The organism is Ruegeria sp. YTSC192, from assembly GCF_059609705.1.
The window spans coordinates 40,947-61,036 of sequence record NZ_JBXWMG010000008.1; the positions used below are offsets into that span (position 1 = coordinate 40,947).

Genomic DNA, 20,090 nt, shown 5'->3' on the forward strand with positions numbered 1-20,090 from the left:
TCTGTACCTCGATTTATGAAGATTTATTGGCGCGAGCTTGTCGAATGCTCTGCCGGTAACGGTCAGCGGCGTAACTCTGTCGAGCCGCCCCATCCTGATTGCGGGCTCTGTGTGCAATATCCCGACGCGCCTGCATCGCGCGCGAGGCGCTATCACGAACCCCTGTCCCGTCGCGGGCTGCGGAAGCCATCGCGGCGGCGGTTTTGCCACCGGCTACTGCACCCCTTGCACTATCGCTTGCAGTGCCCAATGCACTTCTTGCGGCAGCGACAGCACCAGTTGCCACGGCAAGACCCGAGGACGCCGACACGATTGCACCTGACATTCCCCCAGCGAGCGACGGGATCTGCGTAAGCATCACAATTGAGATAATGCACACAGCTAGAAAACGGCCACTCGCCGTCATGTTGTTCACATCTTCAACGGTGTTCAGCTCAGCGGCAAACAGTGTTTGAATGAGCGAAACGATGCCTGTCAGCACGACTATGACCATTACGAGGCCCACAGTCGTTTTTGCCCATGCCGCGAAGATATTGGCCGTTGCTGAGCTAAGCAGTGTTGCAATGAATACCGGCGCTAAGCCGAGCAGCACCGCCATTCCGCCTTTGGCGATCAGCGCAATCCCTGTCCCGAATGCGACAATAATTGCTCCGACCACCCAGAGAACAGCGCCGGTGATGCTTAGGCCCCATGTGGCATTTTCAATGGCGGTTTGCCCCATGGTAAAGCACTGGTCCGCAATATCATCGAGCGCCTGCCAGACATTCGTTGTGCCGGTAAGAGCCCCGGTAATGCTATCAGGCAGTGTTTGGATGCCTTGATAGATCGGCTGAAAGAAACTCCAGCTTGAGGCCATGCCGATGATGATCGTCGCCCGAATGATCCAGCCGACATAACCACCGAACCCAATCTCTCTGATCTGCAAAACACCGTTGATCAACATTGCCACGAAGATTAGAGCGGCGATGGCCCATAGACCGGCTGCGAGATCCGCAGCCAGGCTATTGAAGGCGTTCTGTGAGAAGTTGTTGATTGCTGTTTCAATCGAGCTGACGAAATCTTGAATCACGGCCCACATGCCTCCGCTAACACTGGGCCGAGATTATTCAGCCGAGCTTTTTGCTCTTTCTTGAGTTCAGCATGTTGCGATGAAGGTTGGTTCCAAAATTCAGGCTTATCCGCACCAACAGCTTTCACCGCAGCACTACGGCTCATGTTTCCGAGTGGACAATCCGTATCGAACCCTTCACCGGCCTTTCGCAATTCGCACTGTTTTGCTGTATACTCGTGAGCAGCAATGATCTGTTCATTGAGGATTACGACTGACCAGTTGTTTACAAGATATTGCTTGTCCGCTGGCTGACCAGCATCGGCCATACGCGCCTGATCTTCTTCAACAAACTGTTTAGCGACGTTGTTGACACCCGTATTTCCAAAGCACACTCGGTACTCGCCAAAAGGCCAATCGACGTTTGGTGTGGGTCGCAGCTTCACCTGGGCTGATGCAGCCCCCGCGAAAACGGCGGCGGCTGCAATGGTCAGGATGAGAGTTGAGCGGAGTTTCATTGTGAGGTTCCTCGTACATAGTTGCTGAGTGTCGAAAGATCGGCAGCGGTTGCAGCCAGATCCGTGCCCGACGCCAGAGCATTAGCCGAGGTTGCGCGCAAGATTTCAATTTCAACTTGCAGGAGTTTCAGGAGAACCGCCGTATTATAGTCGATTGCATCCTTCAGATCTTCTTGCTGACCGATTTCACCGCGCAGTTTTTCAGCATCTTCGGAGAGCTGACCGGCCATGTCATAGCCATTCTCACCCAACGCCGATGCCATCAGGCCCGCACCACCACGCTCAGACAGGATGCGGCGAGCTTGCACATCCGATCCGCTGAACTCGGACAAGATGCCATCGTTTAGGCCGAGGTTGATTGACCGACGTTCCATTGCCTGAGCCGCGACATCGGGCAGGCCGGAGATACCGCCCTCCGCTGCATCCAGCGCGTAGCCGAGCGTGTCAGCAGCAGTCGCCAGTTTCAAAAAGCTGCGGCTGTTGAACTCATCCAGATCCGTCAAACCGCTGATGGTTTTGAAGGAGTTTTCGAGCAATGCCCGCTGTTGTTCCAGTTTCTCGTACTGTTCCAGCAATTGCTCGTACTGGCGGACCATTTCAGCGATTTCTTTGGCCGAATTGGCGGCGTCCTGCGTGATGGATGCAGAGTCCACCACCGGAACACCCTGGGCCGATGCCATGACGGGCAGGGCGGCCAGAACTGAAACAGCAATGGTTGTGCGGAATTTCTTTGAAATATTCATCAGACAAGCTCCAAGTTTTCAGGGGGGGTCATGCGCTCAAAGTCGCAGGCGCATTTGCTGCGATAGCCCGAATAGGTGCTGGTGCAGGCCGAGACGGCGGCCAGAACAACAAGGGCGATTACAAGGCGGGTTTTCATGTGATTTCCTTCCAGAAGTTGGGGTTTTGTCGCCAGTCAGGATCAGGGAACGATTTCCCGTCTGATCCACTCAGAACACGAAGAAGCGGGCCGAGAGCGCCGACATCGACATCGAGCCAAACACTCTCATCACCTTTCTTCATGAGCATTACGCGGTCGCCAAAGTGCGCCCTCAGCGCACCAAGCTCTGAATCGTTCAAGCCGATTGCCCGGTAATCCGCTTCATTGCCGGATCGAGAGGGGAACAAGAGCTGCGTGCTGGTGTTTTCCAGGATCGACTTACTTGCCGCTGACGACAGGATGTGATCGGGGATCTGCGTCATCATCATCATCATGACGTTCAGCTTCCGATAAGTGGTGTAAGCGTTTTTGAGGATTTTCGCGCCGTAGGGATTGCCAGCAATCACCCAGGCTTCATCAATCACAAAGACAGTGGGCACTCTCGCGGCACAACGGCGTTCGATCTGGCGCATGACGTAGCTGATCCACGCCAACCGGACCAACTCGTCATCCAGAACCTCGGAAATATCGAACACAAGATGCCGATCGTCAGAGGCAAAAGGATCTGTGCCACCCTCGCCAAACATCCAGGACAACCGACCGTCGCCCGCCCATTCACTCGCGCGCTTGAAGAGGTTCTTACCATCATCAAAGGCTCTGAACCGCTCCACCAGTGAATCGAAGTTCTGCAGTTGCGGCGGCAACGTCGCGTTTGCCTGACACGCCTGGGTAATCTCGTCTTTCTGTTCGGCTGTCAGTTTTTCGTCGTAGCTCATCAGAGCTGTAACCCAATTTGCCAGCCAGCTTTGACCGGCCTCATCCGTTTCCGTTTGGAACGGGTTCATGCCAGTGGGTTCGCCCACCCGCACGCGGGTGTACTGTGCGCCGAGCGCCCGCATCGGGGCTTCCATCGCCCGATCTTTATCAAATGCGATGATCCGTGCGCCCTGAGCAACGGCTGTGGTCGCCAAAAGCATCGCAATCACGGTTTTACCCGAACCGTTTGGTCCCAGAACGATTGTGTGGCCGGAGGGCAGATTCTCGGGGTCGTTGCTCGTCTTGGGAAGGTGCAGCGAAACATCGTATCTGTCCCCGTGCGTAGTCGGGAACGTCGCCATCGGCCCCGGCCAAGGAAGCTTTTCAGCTTCCAGCCCTTTGGGCCGCATGTGGAACGCAACCATGTCCGCAAAGTTTTGGTCCGTGATCAGTTCTTCACGGGGGCGGAATGCGAAATTGCCGGGGTGCTGCGCGAAATACACCGCACGGGCCGACATCGCTTCGCGCTTCACTGTGCCACCCGTAATCTGAATTTCACCGACGATGTGCTTTTCGGCGGTTTTCAGATCTTCCTCATTCCCGAACACGCAGATCGACAGGTGGTGCTTGCCGAGTGACATGGTGCCGGAGGCAATGCCGTCCGCCAGAATGGACAAATCCTCTTCGAGAGACTTTGCCTTGTCGCCTGCCGAGCGCATTTGTCCCGACTTGCGGCGTTCCATTTCCTGCGCCTGGGCGCGGCTGATCGGCAGGAAGGATTGCGAAATCACAACGTCAACCGGCAGGTCCAGCCCGTCGAAGATGCCGGGGAACGAAGCCATCGGGTAATTCTTCAGGGAATAGACACGAATGGAGCGTTCCTGATCGTCGCCCGTGACCAGTTTGCCGGTCTTGCCCTGAAACAGCACATCCTCTTGCGGCATGTTGAAGGCGATGGGTTCTGCAATGTTCGTGTGAATGATCGGCTGATACCGACCGTTCAACAGCATTCCATAATAGCCGAGCCAACGCCCCTCGCTGAGCTTCAGCCGGCGCACCCGGCTTTCGCCCAGCGTGCCCGCCAGTGTTGTGAAAACACCGTCGAGCTGTTCGATCATTTCGCGGCGCTCCTCGTCTATCGTTCCAGACGACATGCCGAACATCTGTTTTGCCCGCTCATCCTGCCGCTTTTGCAGAATGGCGCTGATGATGATCTTGCGTTCTTTCAACTCTGCATCGACGGACGCTGAGCGCATGGCCTGCGCCACTGCACCGGCAAAGCCGGTTGGATCTGTGATGACATGACCCGTCTCAGCCGGGACGGTCAGTCGATGAACATAAAAAGCCACCTCATTAGGTGTTGTGCGCAACACACGCTCAAACCGTTCGGCCAGGAACTCGAACTCGTTTTCGTCCAGCGTGTTTGCGTTGATTCCGGTGATTTCTGCAGCGGCGATAAGGCCACCGTTGCGTGTGGAAATGACCTCATCGTCCACGACATAGCCATACGGCAACATCTGAAAGAGGCTCATTTCATCCTTGCGCCAGCTCGGCTCGATCAACGAGCGGGCAAGGGTCCACAAATCCTGTGCAGCAGGCTTAGGCACTATAGTAATCTCCCCCATGATGCTGGCGGTTTTTGGTGCGCGGAGTTTTGGAAAGGGTTACGGAAAGGACGCGGAAGAAAGCCGGTTCCCATTCGTAAAAGAGGCGAAGCCCGGTATAGAAAACAAAACCCGCAATGATTGCTGGTGCTATCCCGAACATGAAGAACGAAAGCATGGTCATCCCGAGGATCACCAGCAGATAGATCACGGGTAAGCCGCCCCATTCTGCGGGGCGGCTCAGGCCGCGAAAGACCGTATTGCGGCGCGGCATCAATCAGCCTCCGATGAATGTATCAGCGAGGCCGATAACAGCGCCGACGACGATAGCGATTACCGGGCCTTTCAGCGAACCCCAGCCGAACACGTAGGCGAGACAGCCCCAGATGAAGCCGACAGCGGCAAGGCTGACGCCAACGACCTTCGAGTCGGCCAGCGTTTCGTTGATGAAATCGCCAATGGCATCTTGCAGCCAGCCAGCGGAGGCGGGCGCTGCTGTGATGATGAACGCAGTGATCGCGAAAAACGCCATCTGCTGGTAGAAGTGGGTTCTTTTCATAGGTCTTTACTCACTTTGCTTAGGATGATCCGCACGTAGTTGCGGGTTTCGGTGAAGGGGGGGACGCCGCCATATTCGACGACGCGGTGAGGCCCGGCGTTGTAGGCGGCAAGCGCCAGCTTCCAGGTTCCGAACTCGCGGTACTGCGCCGCCAAATAGCGGGCACCACCGTCGAGATTTTCTGCAGGGTTCTTTGGATTCACGCCCAGGTCTTTTGCCGTTCCGGGCATGAGCTGTGCGAAGCCATAGGCACCCTTGGGCGACAGAGCATCAGCGCGATACCGGCTTTCCTGCCAGACCAGTGCCATGAACAACTCGGCCGGAATGTCATGCCGTTCCGCCGCTGCGTGGATTTCTTTGACGATGCGCTCCTGTGACCAGCCGCCCGAGGATTTGCGAGGCCGCGGTGCCTTGCCCGCAATCTCGATCTTTTCCTGTGGCTTGGCCTTCGGCGCTTCCGGTTTTTCGTCAAGCGTGTACTCACGCATCTTGATTGGGCGAACGACGCCGTTGACGATTTCTGCCCGCGCACCGTTGAGAAACACGCTGCCATCCGGTTCATACTCGATGACCTGGGCGCTTGCGCCGGTCGCCACAAATGCCGTGGAGACGAGCAGAAGGGGCCGCATTGCTGCGATCATTCGGATTTCTCCTTTGCTTGAGTTGGCGAGGAATTGGAGGGGTTCTGTTCGTCGCCGGTCGCGGCCACGTACTCATCAGTCCAGGACGGCGGAATGCTGACAGCATCCACCAACCAGCCTGCGAGACTTGCGTATTCTTCGCCACCAAGGGCCGAAGTCTTGCGAGCGATAGAGCGCGACAGAAACGAAGCTGCTACGCCGTGCTGCAGCAACAGCGAAATCAGAACGCACAGATCATGCAGATGGTATTCGAGGTCGCTGCCAGAGCGAAAACCACCGCTATAGAACACTTCACGGGGTTTGATTGGCGACGCCGGATCATACCCGATGGTGACAAAGGCAGTGTGCCCTTGCGGAGTTTCAACGCGGCGTGTTTCAGCCAGCCGACGATCAGGAAGAACTTTGCGCGCAGGCTTGTTCATGACAAAGCTCCCTGCGCATCAAGTTCCGCTTGTCGGATTTGCATTGCGAAATCCACGTCAAGGCGCAGCTCATCGACCACTTCAAGCGGCATAACGATGTCCAGCCAGACACCTTCGCGGATCAGGTGAACGTGATAGGTGGCGTTTGGGTAAACGAACCAAAGGGCTTCATGCCGGTTCAGAACGTCGCGCGCTGTGTCGGCGTCGATTGTGCCTGACAGGTCGCAACCGAATTTCAGGGTTGCGTATGAGCTGGCATAGTCCGCTCGGCTGCTGCTTTGGATGAGCGCAGCGGCCTTTTCCGGTGAAGCGAAGCGGAACAGCTCTTTCGGACCCAACGCCTTGTTAACGTCCGCGTGCAGCTTCAAGGCTTTGTAGAGCCGATTTGCACGGACATACCCAAGATCATTGAGGACATGGAACATTTCGAGCGCGATCCCGAAAGCCGTGGCGCGGGCATCGCTTTCCAGCCAGTATTCGCGCATTGCGCGCTTGATGGTTGGCCGTTCTCCGGCAAGGTGGCGGATTACGGTGAGAATGTCCTTACGGGCTTGCTCGAAGCTCTGGGCGGCAGGCACCCAGCGCCGATCAATCTTGCTTTCGATAGTGTCGAAGGCCACTGTGATCACCTTTCCGCCTTTCAAAAATAGGTCAGTAGTTTTTACATAATTACTATTATGGGGTTCGGTTTCGGATCATCTGAGCAGCAGGAAATTGGATGCCGGAACACAGCACTGAGCCCTTCGCTAGCTTCGTAGAAAGCCAGCGTTCAGCTCGGATCAATCAGCCGGAAGGTCTGACTGAAATGTCGGGATGTCCCGCTCGCCTCAATCGCCAGACAGCGCTAAGCGGTCGGAGGCGCAGATATGTTGTCCAGGGTCCGCACCCATTGACTCTGGCGCGGTGCTGTCCGATCTAGGATCGGCATCTAGGACTACTGTTTTTACCATAGTACAGTTCTCTCTTGATGTTGGAGGAATGCCCGGATGGATTTGGGGCGTTTCTTGTCCTGTCGATTGTTGGCGCAATCGACAGGACTGCTTATTTCTCAGTGGTTTTGTTCTGTTGTCATTAAATCGTTGTTTGATCCTTTCCTTCAGCCGCACCAGGACCGGCGTTTGCCGCCGGAGTATGGGCGCGCGAGACCCTCGGAAATCAGGATGGACCCGACCTCCTGCCCAGCGACACGCCCAACCGCTAGGAAGCGGTCATGGGCGTCCAGATCTGGTTGGATGACCAGCTCTATCTGGTCCGCCGACTGGATGAGCTCTGTCAGCCTTGCTTTCGCTTCTAATCCCAGAGTCTTTTCCGCAAGGCACTGCGGCCGGTAGGTCTCAGGCGCATCAAACCCAACAAGCCGATACCGGTCGTCACCATGGTCGATTGTGTCACCGTCAACGGCGATCACCTCAGATGCGCTCAGTGTCTCTGTTCGCTTGGTTGGTTCAATCCAAACTGCAGCAATGAACAAAGGCGCGAGCGCAGTGCTGAGAAACAAGAGCCGTTTCATGCGCCCTGTCCCAGTATTTTGAGAAGCCGGGTTCTCGAACGTGACCGATCAGGTTTTAGATTTCGCGTCCAGAGCTTGCGCCGCTTCAAGACCCGCCGGCGTGATTGACTCGATCGTGTAGTCAGATTTGACGCAGAGAATGCGCCCGTCGCCAAATTCCTGGTGATGCTTAAAAAGGCCCGGCCAAAGATCGAACTCCCTGGGCTCAGCACCCGCTCGAGAGATCTTCGACTTGCACAAGGCTCCGACATAGTTCGGAGAGCTATAAATGCAGTGGTACTTAGGTCGTCCAAGGGAAGCGAGTCCGATAAATTCGTAGCGGCATGTAAATGGAACCTGATCTTCTTTCAGGCCCCGGACCATCTCGATGGTTACCACAGTGTATTGTCTCTTGTTGTCCGCCATGACGACCCCCTATGGGCCGTCTTCTACATCCAAAAGTTGTGGACTAAAACACAATCTACGTCAATATAAGAAAACACGCCAATATACTATATTAGATTGTCAGGGGCATATTGGCCGAGTATTGCTTAGGCGATTCACATGCAGGAGAGACCATCTTGAAACACTCAAAATCCGGAAATCGAACTCGCGCGAAGGCCCTTGCAGTTGCACTCGCTGCACTGCCAGCCACGCAGGCTCGTGCCTATCCAATTGACTGCGCCATATTCCTTTGCCTCGCCGGAGGTTGGCCAAATTCGCCTGATTGCGTCGCTGCCAAGGCGGAGTTCATTCGGCGCGTCACACCCTATCCGGTCGAACCTCCGCTCCAACTCTGGCGCTGTCCGATGAACGCGTCAGAAAGCTCCTCAGGCGTGAGTCCTATGGAAAGGTTGGGCGCCATCAAACGCAACAGTGCCAGTCCTATTCCAGAGCTTCCATCTGACGAAACCGCTGAGACCTTAGTGGTAGATGCAGCGATCTCGATGGAAGCGATCCCGTCACTTCACAACCAATACGGTGACGGTCTTCAAGCCACGCCAATCAGCGTCGATCTTTCCTCTTCCGATTTCGACGTTGTGAGGTCCATCAGGGTTTGGGATGTGCGCCACTACAGCTATCGCCGTCGTTCGCGAGAGGGCGACTGCGAGCGTTCGCTTGATCTGGTCGTTGGCAGCTATGACGACAACGTAAGCTTTCAATGGTCCGAGCGCGCTCCTGCCCCAATCCCTCCTTGGCTGCCACTGGGCAATCGCTGTGAACCTCCCAGCTATTTCCGTGGCGTTGGTGTCGAGTGGAACGACATATTCGGGTTCAGCGAATACGAGCTCATCCGATACTGACGTTGTTTTCACAGTGGATGAATGCGTTGCCCCTCAGAAGCCAGTGAACGCGCCAGCCACATTGGCAACCAGGCCTTCTTGGCCAGAGGAACATCCTTATCCCAAAACAAAAAACCCCCGCAAGGCGGGGCCTCAGCGGGGATCTTCCTAAGTCACTTTTGATCACCTGATTTATAGGAAAATCCAAAACTACTGACAAGGATAGACGCATCTGTGCGAACGGTTTTTCTGTGTTTATTCGCTGAGGTTCAACCTGCCTTGCTTCCCCAATGAGAAGCAGACCATGAGACCGTTGAACCATTCCGAACACCCTGCCCCGCGAAGCCGCGATATCGACACTGACCATTGCCAAAGGAAGCCAAAACAATGAGCTTGCGGCAGATCGCATCTACCCGCCACCACGAAAACATACGCTTCCACAACGGTCTTCCCGAGGGCTGGAACCGTGACAGGTTTCGGCAACTCTGTGTGAGCTATGCGCAAATCAGGGGCGCATCGGCCCAGTGTATTCGCACATTGGAGATCATCATCGACATGATCTCGCCCTGCGCGTTTCGAGACCCGTCCCAGGAACCCTTTTGCTACGCGCGCCAGGAAACACTGATTGCCGGACGTGGCGTGACAGATCGAACAATCCATAATCACGAACGTGAGCTAGAAGCCATTGGATTGATTGACCGCAGGCTGGGGGCAAATGGGGGGCGCTGTAAGCGCAAAGGGCTTGGCCTCTTCCTGACCCCTGCCCTGAACCTCATTCCAGAGATGCTCGAAGCGGACGTGCAAAGCAAGTCTGAGAAGAAAGAGCATGACGAGCTGCGCGGGGATCGATCACGGCTTTACCGATATGTGAAACATAGTCTGGCTGTGCTTCTCTTACTCCCCTGCCCTCCTGAAAGCCTGGAAGACATGATGGAGGAGCTTCAATCCTGGCCGCGCGCTGACAAGCTAAAATACCTGTCATTGGATGCCCTCAGATCACATGTTCAGGCGGCTCATGACCTTTGGAAACGGATCGAAGATCATGTCGCAAAACACGCTGGAATTTCGGGTGAACCCGAAGCCTGTTTCGGGTGCCATATACAAGACCAAATTGAAGATAAGATTCTGTCCTGTAACGCCGATGGCGAAATGACAATGTCCTCGGCTGAAGCCTCGGAACCAAATTGTTTTGGCTCCGGGCCTGATGGCCCTGTGCATTGCTTAGAAAGCAATCATCCGACGGATCCGATATCACACAAGCCCCAAAATCTGCCTCGGGTGAACAATCGCATCCTGTATGAACTGGCCTCACCCGAGCTGCGCATGCATATCGATATCGCCAGTGGCGGAGATCAAAATTCCAGCCCGTCGCTCTACGCCATTGAGACCGGCGTTTGGTCGCGATTGTCGGAGATAGGCGCCAATGCCTCGGCTTGGCATACTGCGATTGACCGATTGACCGTGATGGGTGCAATCCTTGCCGGGTTGATCACAGACGCGAGGCTGAACGATCCACGGTTGCCGCCAGTGGTTAATCCGGGCGCATACCTGCGCGGTATGGTGCACGCAGATGAGCGCGGGGAGTTGAACCTGATTTCCAGTTTCATGGGTTTGTTGGCCCGAAGGGCGCGGGAGGATGAGGATGGACTTCACTAGGACACGAGATCGTTGTTCAAACCCTGCCCGTTGGTATGTTGCCAGCTTCGCAAATTCATGCGCCTCATCGGCAAGATTTTGCTCTGTTTCCGCCTCCAGAACAGAACTGTATACAAATCTATGATTGGCTACGGGAATTCCCGAGTGGTTTGTTCAGCTTTAGGTTGCTACTTGGTCGCGAAGGCGACGCGGAACAGGAAGATTATCAATGAAAATCGCGGATATTGGCAATTCTGAACTGGACTTCAGGCAAACTGGGGAGGCGCGCCTTCAGGAGATTTGCCAAAGGTTTGGGTTTGAAAACGCCTCCTACGCCCATATCGACAAACATCATAATGTTGTCCACGGCTGCACCACGTTCTCAGCCGAATGGGTCCGGCACTACGTCGAAAACGACCTAGTTTTGGTCGATCCCCTCATTCGGTTTGGCGCCGCAATGATTGCTCCAATTGACTGGGCTGTATTTGACGACCAGCGTGAACACGCACCGCTGTTTGACGCCGCCAGAAAGTTTGGTGTGGGTCAGCACGGACTATCCATTCCGGTTATCAATCCGTTTGGGGAGCGTGGCGTCTTTACGGTTACCTCCAACCTGCCCCGTTCCGACTGGGACGCCTTGGTCGGGAGCATGCTCCCTGCCCTGCGCCATGAAGCACAGGTTCTGCACCTGCTTGCCCTAGATGTCATTGAAACCGTTTTCAACTTTCCCTCGGATTCCCTGTCCGGCGATGAGCTGGATGTGTTGAAGATGCTTGCGTCGGGTTTGATTCCGTCTGCCATTGCCAGGCAGACAGGGCATTCTTCGCGAATGGTAGAGGCACTGACTGCTTCGATCACCACCAAGCTTAAAAGCCGGACGATTGAACAGGCAGTGGCGCGGGCAGTCAGTACTGGATTTCTTAAGTGGAGCGATTTCTTTGCCGACCCTGTGGCCGAACTGGTCAATATGGAAAGTCAGCGACTATGCGGTGGGATCGTCCGTTGGGGTGGCAGGTCTCACGAGTTTATCGCTTTTGAAGACGGCAGACTGGTTCGGAACGCTGATAGCTTTCAGCCGGTCCAGATCACGGATCTCGTGAGAGAGTTTAACTTGAGTGCAAACGAGGTGGTCGAGGAACTTGCGTGTAACCGTGATCAAAGATTGCGGATTAGGTATCTCTGAATTCGGCAAAAACGCACTGCTTTGTCTTTGAAAAGACCGCAGGCGCAAGTTTCAAATAATTTCACTTACAGATCATATTCTGATCCTAATCTATTTCATGTTATTCATGCATTTGACTTGGCTCATGTCATTGTGCCGTTAATTTCTGGACGCAGACACTTGGCCCGATATTGTATCCTTAAATTTCGGATATCTACTGGCTAGCCGCGGCTTATCTCGAGGGTGCGATCCGCACATCGGAGCAACTTCGCACGGCCCGCATTCACACCGAGTTGTTCGTTTGCTATTTTCGCCGCCGCCAGAAAATCGGGTTTCGTTGTGTTGTCGGATTTTCGTGCTGGCAACACGGTCTTCTAAATTGTGCGATCATCTTTTGCCGGGGCTGGCTAATTGAATGAAAGGTGAACGAGTCAATCAAAACGCTAACGCCTGACAAAACAATATCCTTGCTCTGGCTCAATTTGGCGTCAGTAGTTTCATTCCGCTAGGCGCTAATCTGTTGATGGAGCTTGTTATCACGCCGCTCCGCCAGAGCTTGACGCACGATTTGTACAGATGACGACAAAAACAATCCTGCCATAATCGTCGCAACGATGAGGTCAGGCCATCCTGTGGCTGTGCCCCATACGCCGAGAGCGGCGAACATCACTGCTACGTTCCCGATGGCGTCATTGCGAGAACAAAGCCAGACGGAGCGGACATTCGCGTCTCCATCTTTGTACCTGACGAGCAGAAGAACACTGGCAAGGTTTGTAAGCAGTGCAAGGAACCCCACCACCCCCATGATTTCAGCCTCCGGAACTCCGACGTAGAACACCCGATATACGGTCGACCCGAACACCCATGAACCCATCAGAAAAAGACTGAGGCCTTTGGCTAGGGCAGCATTGGTGCGCGCGCGAATTGAGGCGCCAATGACAGCCAGAGAGATACCGTAGGTCAGGGCATCTCCCAAAAAGTCGAGTGCGTCGGCCTGTAGTGCCTGAGATTTCGCATAGTGCCCTGCGGTCATCTCGACCACGAACATCGTAGCATTAAGGGCAATAACGATCCACAATCGCCTTTTGTAATCATCTGAAACACCGTCAAACTTGGCGTCGTGTCCGCAACATCCTGACATAGGGAGGCCTCTTTGAATCTGTCTTTAGCATAGTGTAGTGTCTCTAGTGACTAGAGGTTCAAGGGGTAATTTGATGTTTTCGATTGGCGACCTGTCCAAGCGCACAAAGGTCAAGATTCCAACTATTCGTTACTATGAGGAAATGGGGTTACTCAGTGCGCCAGAACGTACCGAAGGCAATCAGCGACGGTATGATGCGGCGGGAATGGAACGCCTTAGTTTCATTAAGCACGCGCGTGATCTTGGCTTCTCGCTGGAGGCGATATCTGAACTTATCGAATTGCAAGACCACCCAGATCGCTCGTGCCGAGCCGCAACAAAAATAGCAGTTTCTCAGCTTGCCAATGTCCGGGCCAAGATCAAACGGCTTAGGGCACTTGAAAAAGAGCTGGGTCGGATTTCCAAAGGCTGTGACGGTGACGGAGTGTCAGAAGACTGCTACGTACTGGCTTCCTTGGCTGATCACCAGCTTTGCAATCACGAACACTAACGCGAGAGCAGCATTTGGCACAGACATGGCGAATTGGTGCTGTGTCCGCTTCTTGCCAGTTAATGACCCAAGTAACGAATGGACACTGATCTTTACGTTTTCGCCGCTGAACAGCGGCATCAATCTGTTGACCAGTTCGTCAAGTGAGAGGCGACGCGCCAGGTTGGCGAGTTCGGTCTCACTTTCCGAGCTGATCAGTACCAGGATCAAGAGGTTGCCGAGGTTGTCTGCAAAGCTTGGCGCTTTCACCGTTTCGATTGCTTGCGTTATGCGTGGAACAATGGGCAAGCAAGTGTCGCTTCTAACAGAAGGTTGAAGGTAGTCGAGCTTTCTCCCACTGCGCGCCTTCGTCTTTGAGAAATTGATCCCGTATTTAGATAGAGAGCTAAGAGATCGTGGAATTTACCACAAATTCCTATGAGGGTCATAAATCGTAGCTGGAGTGCGCTATTTCCAATAGCAAAAATTACATAAAATAATGAGTTAACTAATGAGTAGATCATAGCACGGGCGCAGTGTATTCGCGACTCGGCATTGAGTAACGGCGTAGGATTGAGCGCTGGAGGCACGCGAAAATCCCTGTTCGAAAGATAGCACGTGTGTTGAAATGCTCGAAAGCAACTAATGTCTACCCAACGGTTTAGCCGCTAAAAACCTGAACCCAACGGTCAGGGTGTAGTGGGTCCTGTATTCTTAGGAATAGATACCTGGTTTCCTTCCACGTTTTGATCCTGTTGGTAACATTGTCCAGAACCAAGTCGCCTTCACTCGAGCGATAGACAAGAACAGCATGGCCATTGCGATTGGTGTCCAAGACAGTCGCAATTAGTAGCTTCGTAGGATCCAAACCATTCTGCACAAGTTCAAACTTCTTTTGCAAAGCGAAGTCTTCGCAATCTCCTGACCCTTGTGTCGGCAGTGTCCAGTACTCTTTTGTCCCATATTGGCTTTGATCCGAAACGGCACGAATCCTTCGATTGACGCGCGTGTTGATCGTTTTAACGATCTGATTTTCTTGTGCCACGGACAGACCAGAACTACGAGCGCTCGCGCACGCCCACGTATAATCTTTGCATAGTGTTTTGGCACCCGATGGCGCTTCAATCTTTCTATCAAGACCGATCGAGGGAAGCTCAGAGGCTTGCGACGTAGCGGCAGACACAAAAAAGCTGCATGTAAAACAGACCATTGGAAGATAACCCAGCAGGTTTTTCGATAACACTCCCAGAAATAAAGTGGGATTTGTCATATCTGCCTTCTCCATGCTCGTTCCTCTAAGGTATCCAAACTTTCCGGACCAATGTACTTTATTCCAAGCCTTCATGTGCTTTGTTGCATTGCAACAGCTTCTTAGCCTCTAGGGGTAAAGCGGCAAAAATTTGCAGATTATTTGGTATTTCTTCCTTAGTTGACAGCATTAGAGCATCCGCGCCATCACCAGTCCGGCATAGCTAACAGAGCGAATTAGAGGGAAAGCTGATCGCAATTCTCTGAAACAACAAAATACAACAGAGATCGGCCATCATCGCTTAAGGTTACGAAATACTGGGACAATGAAGCCGCTCCTCCACAAACTGAGATAGGCAGTTTCGGTTTTTCCGGGCGCTGCAATTAATGGCGGCTAATGACATGTTTTGACGACAGGCTCGTTGAGCAACGCCGTTAGCAGGGGGCATGCAACTGCTCCTTCAGTACAGGTTTGCACAAGTTCTACCAATGCTTGCTCCATCCGTTGGAGAGCTGCGATTTTTGACCTAACGTTGTCGAGGTGTCTTGTTGCGACGCCTTCGACGTTGCGACAAGCTTGCTCAGGCGCTTTGGACAAATCGCGAAGTGCGCATGCATCCTGAATGGCAAAGCCAAGATCGCGGCAGCGTTTGATGAATCTGAGCTCGGATATTTCCCGTTCCGTGTAAGCACGTCGCCCCGAGGCGGTTCGACCGGCCTTCTCGACTATGCCTTCCCTTTCGTAGTAGCGGATCGTCTCGACCGACAGGCCGGACAATCTCGCCGCTTCGCCAATCGCAATCATGTGATGACCATTCCCTTGAACCTGTAGCCACTACAGGTTGCATGTTGTCGGTCGTGATGTCGAGTTTCACAAATCGCATGAAGCAAAAATCGAGGAAGCCGAACCGGCTTCCGCTCAAGATCGTCAAAGTCGGAGAAAGCTGAGTATGAGCAAGTTTGTAGGGGCGAGTTTTCTTGGATCGTTTACCGCATTTGGCGTTGCGACCTGCTGCATCTTGCCGATGGCCTTGATTTTACTTGGCTTGGGAGGGAGCTGGCTGGCCGTATTTGGCAAGATCGCCGCCGCGAGTTATTACGTGCTCGGCGGTTCGACGGCCCTGCTGTTTCTCTCTGGCATCGTCGCGTACCGCCATGGTTCACTCGACCGCCTCAAATGGTGGCTGACAGGCAGTTTTGCGTTGACGACTATCGCTTGGGTTATCGTACTCCACGAAACCCGAATAAATGATTTCCTGATAACCTTAATGTGACGCCATGAGTGAAGAACGCCCGAACCTTGTCAGCACGATCATCTGCCCGGAATGTGGACATTCAAGACCTGAAACGATGCCAACAGATGCGTGCCAGTGGTTCTACGAATGCACATCTTGCGGAAAAGTCCTGAAGCCACTTCCCGGCGATTGCTGCGTCTACTGTTCCTACGGATCGGCCCCATGCCCGCCAATTCAGGCGGGCGACAAATGCTGCGGTTGATACGGCGACCGTGATGTCGGTTTTGTCCGCAAAGCCGGTCATCAGGCTTTGCGGACGCTGGTATTTTTTCACCGTAGGCTGGAACTTGCCCGATAGGACAAGGCGGGCGTAAAGTCACGGATCAATTGGTTTGCCGTGAAGAATGTCACGTAAACCGGGCAGAAGAAGCGTGCGCCGTGTTTTTCAGGATCTCGCCAGCGCTACCGGTGCTTCATGCCGCCGGGTAGCTGGCGAACACCTCTGTGGTTCCATCCTTGCGGATCAGGAAGACGTCAAAAGCTTCGCGTTCGCTTTCCGGTCCCATGCCAGGTGAGCCGAAAGGCATTCCCGGAACCGACAGTCCGACAGCATCCGGGCGTTCGCCCAGCAGGCGCCGAATGTCAGCGGGTGGGACGTGTCCTTCGATCATGTAGCCTTCCACGCGGCCCGTGTGGCATGACATCATGCCCTCCGGAATCCCATTGGCGGTTTTGTAAGCGTTCAAGGCCTCCCAAGCACTGTTTTCCACGCCTACTTCAAAGCCTTCCGCCTGCATGATTTTGATCCACGATCCGCAGCACCCACAATTCGGATCCTTCAGGACATGGATTGAGGGGCTTGTTTTGGCGAACGCGGGAAGCGCCGCGCTGCTCGCAAGGGCCGCGGCTCCTTGCATCAAGCGGCGGCGGCTCAGGTTATTCATTGTCATGTTCCCTCTTGGGTAAGCTTGTCTTAAACCGATATATAATCGCACTGGTATGATTAATAGTGGACCGCAATAATAGGGCCACCGTGTCCGCCACCCTTCGATACTCATCAGATATGGCTTTTTGGGCTGCACAGGGATTTTTCACAATGATCTAGCTCAAACTCAGCTCGGAAACGGAATCCTTGATCTCATCCTTTTCATCACCTGCCACTCTGGGTCCGGCCTTGCGATAGCCAGACTCGCGAGCAACACCACCACACTCCGTTCAAGGCCCGAATTGCGCCTATTTCCCACAGCTGCGTTCGATGGCGCCTGTGGTCGAACAGTTTTGAATTTCAGCACACCATCATCCAATTTTGACCCGCGTGTCGGTGACAAATTCGTGTTGGGGCAGATCGAGGTTGCTAGGCGTGCGGCTTTTTTTAGAAAATCAGACACATTGTTCCTCCTGTGCGTCCGAACGGATCTATCCCCTGCAAGTGCCCAACTTCACCGCGCAAAGCCAAAGAAAGCGATCCAGCCGATCTTGAGTGCCGACATGATGATGGACCACAAACCCACCGAACGGTTCCCGACCGATTGACCGCATAGGTAAAACCGATCAGCGATATCGAACCTGATTTCTAGTTGCCTACGCCCTCGTGTGTCATATGCTTGTGCGCGCTCAAATCTTCGCCCCCCTCAGGCGCAGCGCATTCAACACCACTGAAATCGAAGAAGCACTCATAGCGAAGGCCGCGAACATTGGGCTGATCAGGATGCCGAAAAGCGGGAACAGAAGGCCTGCCGCCACTGGAACGCCTAAGGCGTTGTAGATCAGGGCAAAGAATAGATTCTGCCGGATATTGCGCATGGTCGCGCGAGCCAGCCTTCGGGCGCGCACGATGCCATCGAGGCTACCGTTGACCAGCGTGAAGCCTGCACTTTCGATTGCCACATCGGCGCCGGTCCCCATTGCGATGCCTACATCGGCCTGCGCTAATGCGGGTGCGTCGTTCACCCCGTCACCGGCCATGGCGACCTTTGCGCCTTTCTCCTGCAGTTCGCGAATTATGCGGGCCTTGTCCTCTGGTAGAACGTCGGCACGGATCTCGTCGATACCCAGACGTTCGGCCACCGCCTTTGCCGTACGTTCGTTGTCGCCGGTCGCCATGATGATCCTGAAGCCGAGCTCGTGCAGCGCCTTGAGTGCGGATGGTGTGGTTTCTTTGACCGGGTCGGCGACGCTGACCAACCCCGCCACTGAGCCATCAAGCATCACGAACATTACCGTTGCGCCGTCATCCCGACGCGCATTGGCCTTGGCCGTCAGTTCGGCCGCCTCGAGTCCGAGATCGGTGACCAGTTTCAGGTTGCCGAGCGCGACGGGGCGGCCATCCACCGTGCCTTTCACGCCTTTACCAGTCACCGCCTCGAAGTCACTGGCGTCGGACAGGGCCACGCCACGTTCCTCGGCTCCTGTGACAATTGCCTCAGCTAACGGGTGCTCCGAGCCCTTCTCCAGCGTTGCGGCCAGCCGCAGCACCTCGACTTCGTCATGGCCAGGTTCGGGTAATACAGCCACAAGCTTCGGCTTGCCCATGGTCAGGGTGCCGGTTTTGTCGACGATCAAAGTATCGATCTTCTCGAACCGCTCCAGCGCTTCGGCATTTTTGATCAACACTCCGGCCTGCGCCCCGCGCCCCGTGGCCGTCATGATCGACATCGGAGTGGCCAGGCCAAGCGCGCACGGGCAAGCTATGATCAGTACCGACACCGCTGCGATCAAGGCGTAGGAGAGCGCCGGAGCCGGTCCCCAAATTGCCCATGCAATAAAGGCCAACGCAGCCATACCTATGACCGCCGGTACAAACCAGCCCGCCACTTTGTCAGCGTATTTCTGAATTGGTGCGCGCGAGCGTTGCGCGTTGGCCACCATTTCGACAATCTGGGACAGCATTGTGTCAGAGCCCACTCGGGTTGCTTCGATCACAAGGCTACCGGTGCCGTTGATTGTCGCCCCTGTGACCGGCTCTCCCTGTACCTTCTCAACCGGAACCGGCTCGCCAGAGATCATGCTTTCATCAACAGATGAGCGTCCTTCGAGCACTACTCCGTCTACTGGCACCTTGTCGCCGGGGCGTACACGAAGGCGGTCGCCTACCTGTACTTCTTCAAGCGGGATTTCCTCCTCACTACTGTCAGGGCGGATAATACGGGCGGTCTTTGCGGCCATGTCCAGCAAAGCGCGGATCGCCTTCCCGGTGCCTTCGCGGGCCCGCAACTCCATCACCTGACCGAGAAGAACAAGTGTAATTATGACTGCGGCCGCTTCGAAATAGACCCCAACATGGCCTTGTGAATCTCGAAAACCGTCCGGGAATATGTGGGGCATCAATACGGCGACAACGCTGAAAAGCCACGCGGCCGAAACCCCCATGGCAATCAACGAGAACATGTTCAGATGCATGGTGCGAAACGAATTCCAACCCCGTTCCAGAAATGGCCAACCGCACCAAAGAACGACCGGAGTGCCAAGTATAAGTTCAATCCATAGCGTTGTACGCTCACCAAAAACCGCTCGCACGCCAGACAGCCCAACGTAGGGGCCCATCGTGAAAACCAAAAGCGGCAGCGTCAGAACCGCACCTACCCATAGGCGCCGGGTGAAATCCACCAGTTCCGGGTTCGGCCCCTCGTCCACCATCGCCGCGCTTTCCAGCTCCAACCCCATGCCGCAGAGTGGGCAGGACCCGGGATGGGTTTGCCGCACCTGCGGATGCATCGGGCAGGTATATACGGGTCCGTCATAGCCTGTCGGAACGATGTCATATTCACCGTTGTCGTCCGTCGCGCCATGATGCGCGGAATGGTGGTGATGCGCATGCGCATCCACCTCGCCTTCGGGCACAAGGTGCATCCCGCATTTGGGACAGTCGCCGGGCCCAGATTGACGCACCTCAGAATGCATGGGGCAGACGTAAGCGACCTCGGTCGGGCCGTTCGCGTGGATTCCGATCTCATGGTCTTTTGTCATGTCTTGATCCCTCATTTGAGCCTAAATGCCGAAC

General features: G+C 54.7%; 24 protein-coding genes and 1 pseudogene. 7 read left to right on the forward strand and 18 right to left on the reverse strand.

Going from position 1 to position 20,090, the window contains the following annotated elements; translation table 11 throughout:
- Positions 1-13: 13 nt before the first annotated feature.
- The 12 genes from AC2FD8_RS12670 to AC2FD8_RS12725 form a co-directional block, all read right to left on the reverse strand.
- Positions 14-1,069, reverse strand: coding sequence for a TrbL/VirB6 family protein (locus AC2FD8_RS12670; protein ID WP_496874306.1), 1,056 nt, complete (start codon positions 1,067-1,069; stop codon positions 14-16).
- Entirely contained in the window at positions 1,066-1,566 is a 501-nt protein-coding gene (locus AC2FD8_RS12675; protein WP_170684057.1) for a hypothetical protein, read from the reverse strand. The genes AC2FD8_RS12670 and AC2FD8_RS12675 overlap by 4 nt, the downstream gene beginning before the upstream one ends.
- The gene (locus AC2FD8_RS12680; protein WP_170684059.1) at positions 1,563-2,309 is read right to left on the reverse strand and encodes a type IV secretion system protein; all 747 of its coding nucleotides are present in this window, start codon (positions 2,307-2,309) and stop codon (positions 1,563-1,565) included. The genes AC2FD8_RS12675 and AC2FD8_RS12680 overlap by 4 nt, the downstream gene beginning before the upstream one ends.
- Complete coding sequence (locus AC2FD8_RS12685) at positions 2,309-2,446, reverse strand: hypothetical protein (RefSeq protein WP_170417970.1); 138 nt, start codon at positions 2,444-2,446, stop codon at positions 2,309-2,311. Before AC2FD8_RS12685 ends, AC2FD8_RS12680 begins: the two co-directional genes overlap by 1 nt.
- Entirely contained in the window at positions 2,443-4,827 is a 2,385-nt protein-coding gene (locus tag AC2FD8_RS12690; protein WP_496874307.1) for a VirB4 family type IV secretion/conjugal transfer ATPase, read from the reverse strand. The genes AC2FD8_RS12685 and AC2FD8_RS12690 overlap by 4 nt, the downstream gene beginning before the upstream one ends.
- The gene (locus tag AC2FD8_RS12695) at positions 4,802-5,080 is read right to left on the reverse strand and encodes a VirB3 family type IV secretion system protein (RefSeq protein ID WP_152460684.1); all 279 of its coding nucleotides are present in this window, start codon (positions 5,078-5,080) and stop codon (positions 4,802-4,804) included. Before AC2FD8_RS12695 ends, AC2FD8_RS12690 begins: the two co-directional genes overlap by 26 nt.
- Before the next feature lie 3 nt (positions 5,081-5,083).
- On the reverse strand, positions 5,084-5,338 hold the full coding sequence (locus AC2FD8_RS12700; protein WP_496856653.1) for a hypothetical protein: 255 nt from the start codon (positions 5,336-5,338) through the stop codon (positions 5,084-5,086).
- A 23-nt stretch (positions 5,339-5,361) separates the two neighbouring features.
- Entirely contained in the window at positions 5,362-6,006 is a 645-nt protein-coding gene (locus AC2FD8_RS12705; protein ID WP_480522656.1) for a lytic transglycosylase domain-containing protein, read from the reverse strand.
- Positions 6,003-6,428: a TSCPD domain-containing protein gene (locus AC2FD8_RS12710; RefSeq protein ID WP_152460687.1), complete on the reverse strand. Its 426-nt coding sequence runs from the start codon at positions 6,426-6,428 to the stop codon at positions 6,003-6,005. The genes AC2FD8_RS12705 and AC2FD8_RS12710 overlap by 4 nt, the downstream gene beginning before the upstream one ends.
- Positions 6,425-7,048 carry a hypothetical protein gene (locus AC2FD8_RS12715; protein WP_480883948.1) on the reverse strand — a complete coding sequence of 208 codons (624 nt, stop codon included), beginning with the start codon at positions 7,046-7,048 and terminating at the stop codon, positions 6,425-6,427. Before AC2FD8_RS12715 ends, AC2FD8_RS12710 begins: the two co-directional genes overlap by 4 nt.
- A 476-nt stretch (positions 7,049-7,524) precedes the next feature.
- A complete protein-coding gene (locus tag AC2FD8_RS12720; RefSeq protein ID WP_170474371.1) occupies positions 7,525-7,938 on the reverse strand; it encodes a thermonuclease family protein in 414 nt (137 codons plus the stop codon).
- A 48-nt stretch (positions 7,939-7,986) separates the two neighbouring features.
- Positions 7,987-8,343, reverse strand: coding sequence for a hypothetical protein (locus AC2FD8_RS12725; protein ID WP_170474374.1), 357 nt, complete (start codon positions 8,341-8,343; stop codon positions 7,987-7,989).
- Between the two features lie 500 nt (positions 8,344-8,843).
- Between AC2FD8_RS12725 and AC2FD8_RS12730 the strand changes: the two genes are divergently transcribed.
- The 3 genes from AC2FD8_RS12730 (at position 8,844) to AC2FD8_RS12740 (ending at position 12,018) form a co-directional block, all read left to right on the forward strand.
- Positions 8,844-9,221: a hypothetical protein gene (locus AC2FD8_RS12730; protein ID WP_496856650.1), complete on the forward strand. Its 378-nt coding sequence runs from the start codon at positions 8,844-8,846 to the stop codon at positions 9,219-9,221.
- A 366-nt stretch (positions 9,222-9,587) separates the two neighbouring features.
- Positions 9,588-10,856: a helix-turn-helix domain-containing protein gene (locus AC2FD8_RS12735; protein ID WP_170474380.1), complete on the forward strand. Its 1,269-nt coding sequence runs from the start codon at positions 9,588-9,590 to the stop codon at positions 10,854-10,856.
- Positions 10,857-11,064: 208 nt separating this feature from the next.
- A complete protein-coding gene (locus AC2FD8_RS12740; RefSeq protein ID WP_170474383.1) occupies positions 11,065-12,018 on the forward strand; it encodes a helix-turn-helix transcriptional regulator in 954 nt (317 codons plus the stop codon).
- A 484-nt stretch (positions 12,019-12,502) separates the two neighbouring features.
- Here the strand turns inward: AC2FD8_RS12740 and AC2FD8_RS12745 are convergent, their stop codons facing one another.
- Positions 12,503-13,138 (reverse strand): cation efflux transmembrane domain-containing protein, encoded by a 636-nt coding sequence (locus AC2FD8_RS12745; RefSeq protein WP_170474386.1) that lies wholly within the window; start codon positions 13,136-13,138, stop codon positions 12,503-12,505.
- 73 nt (positions 13,139-13,211) lie between these two features.
- On the opposite strand from AC2FD8_RS12745, the gene AC2FD8_RS12750 reads away from it, so the two are divergent.
- Positions 13,212-13,628, forward strand: coding sequence for a MerR family transcriptional regulator (locus AC2FD8_RS12750; RefSeq protein WP_170474389.1), 417 nt, complete (start codon positions 13,212-13,214; stop codon positions 13,626-13,628).
- On the opposite strand, the gene AC2FD8_RS12755 is transcribed toward AC2FD8_RS12750, so the two are convergent.
- Positions 13,566-13,916: a hypothetical protein gene (locus AC2FD8_RS12755; protein ID WP_170474391.1), complete on the reverse strand. Its 351-nt coding sequence runs from the start codon at positions 13,914-13,916 to the stop codon at positions 13,566-13,568. The genes AC2FD8_RS12750 and AC2FD8_RS12755 overlap by 63 nt on opposite strands.
- Positions 13,917-14,143: 227 nt before the next feature.
- On the opposite strand from AC2FD8_RS12755, the pseudogene AC2FD8_RS12760 reads away from it, so the two are divergent.
- Positions 14,144-14,251: pseudogene (locus AC2FD8_RS12760) on the forward strand (helix-turn-helix domain-containing protein); the annotation flags it as partial.
- Between the two features lie 17 nt (positions 14,252-14,268).
- Here the strand turns inward: AC2FD8_RS12760 and AC2FD8_RS12765 are convergent.
- Together AC2FD8_RS12765 and AC2FD8_RS12770 are read right to left on the reverse strand one after the other, a co-directional pair.
- Positions 14,269-14,892, reverse strand: coding sequence for a transglutaminase-like cysteine peptidase (locus AC2FD8_RS12765; RefSeq protein WP_480522662.1), 624 nt, complete (start codon positions 14,890-14,892; stop codon positions 14,269-14,271).
- Positions 14,893-15,249: 357 nt separating this feature from the next.
- A complete protein-coding gene (locus AC2FD8_RS12770) occupies positions 15,250-15,660 on the reverse strand; it encodes a MerR family transcriptional regulator (protein ID WP_170474394.1) in 411 nt (136 codons plus the stop codon).
- Between the two features lie 145 nt (positions 15,661-15,805).
- Between AC2FD8_RS12770 and AC2FD8_RS12775 the strand changes: the two genes are divergently transcribed.
- Together AC2FD8_RS12775 and AC2FD8_RS12780 are read left to right on the forward strand one after the other, a co-directional pair.
- Positions 15,806-16,129: a hypothetical protein gene (locus AC2FD8_RS12775; RefSeq protein WP_170474397.1), complete on the forward strand. Its 324-nt coding sequence runs from the start codon at positions 15,806-15,808 to the stop codon at positions 16,127-16,129.
- A gap of 4 nt (positions 16,130-16,133) precedes the next feature.
- Entirely contained in the window at positions 16,134-16,352 is a 219-nt protein-coding gene (locus AC2FD8_RS12780; RefSeq protein WP_247748072.1) for a GDCCVxC domain-containing (seleno)protein, read from the forward strand.
- Between the two features lie 211 nt (positions 16,353-16,563).
- On the opposite strand, the gene AC2FD8_RS12785 is transcribed toward AC2FD8_RS12780, so the two are convergent.
- Both AC2FD8_RS12785 and AC2FD8_RS12790 read right to left on the reverse strand, forming a co-directional pair.
- Entirely contained in the window at positions 16,564-17,040 is a 477-nt protein-coding gene (locus tag AC2FD8_RS12785) for a DUF411 domain-containing protein (protein WP_170474399.1), read from the reverse strand.
- A gap of 664 nt (positions 17,041-17,704) precedes the next feature.
- Positions 17,705-19,990 carry a copper-translocating P-type ATPase gene (locus tag AC2FD8_RS12790; RefSeq protein ID WP_170474453.1) on the reverse strand — a complete coding sequence of 762 codons (2,286 nt, stop codon included), beginning with the start codon at positions 19,988-19,990 and terminating at the stop codon, positions 17,705-17,707.
- Positions 19,991-20,090 lie beyond the last annotated feature (100 nt).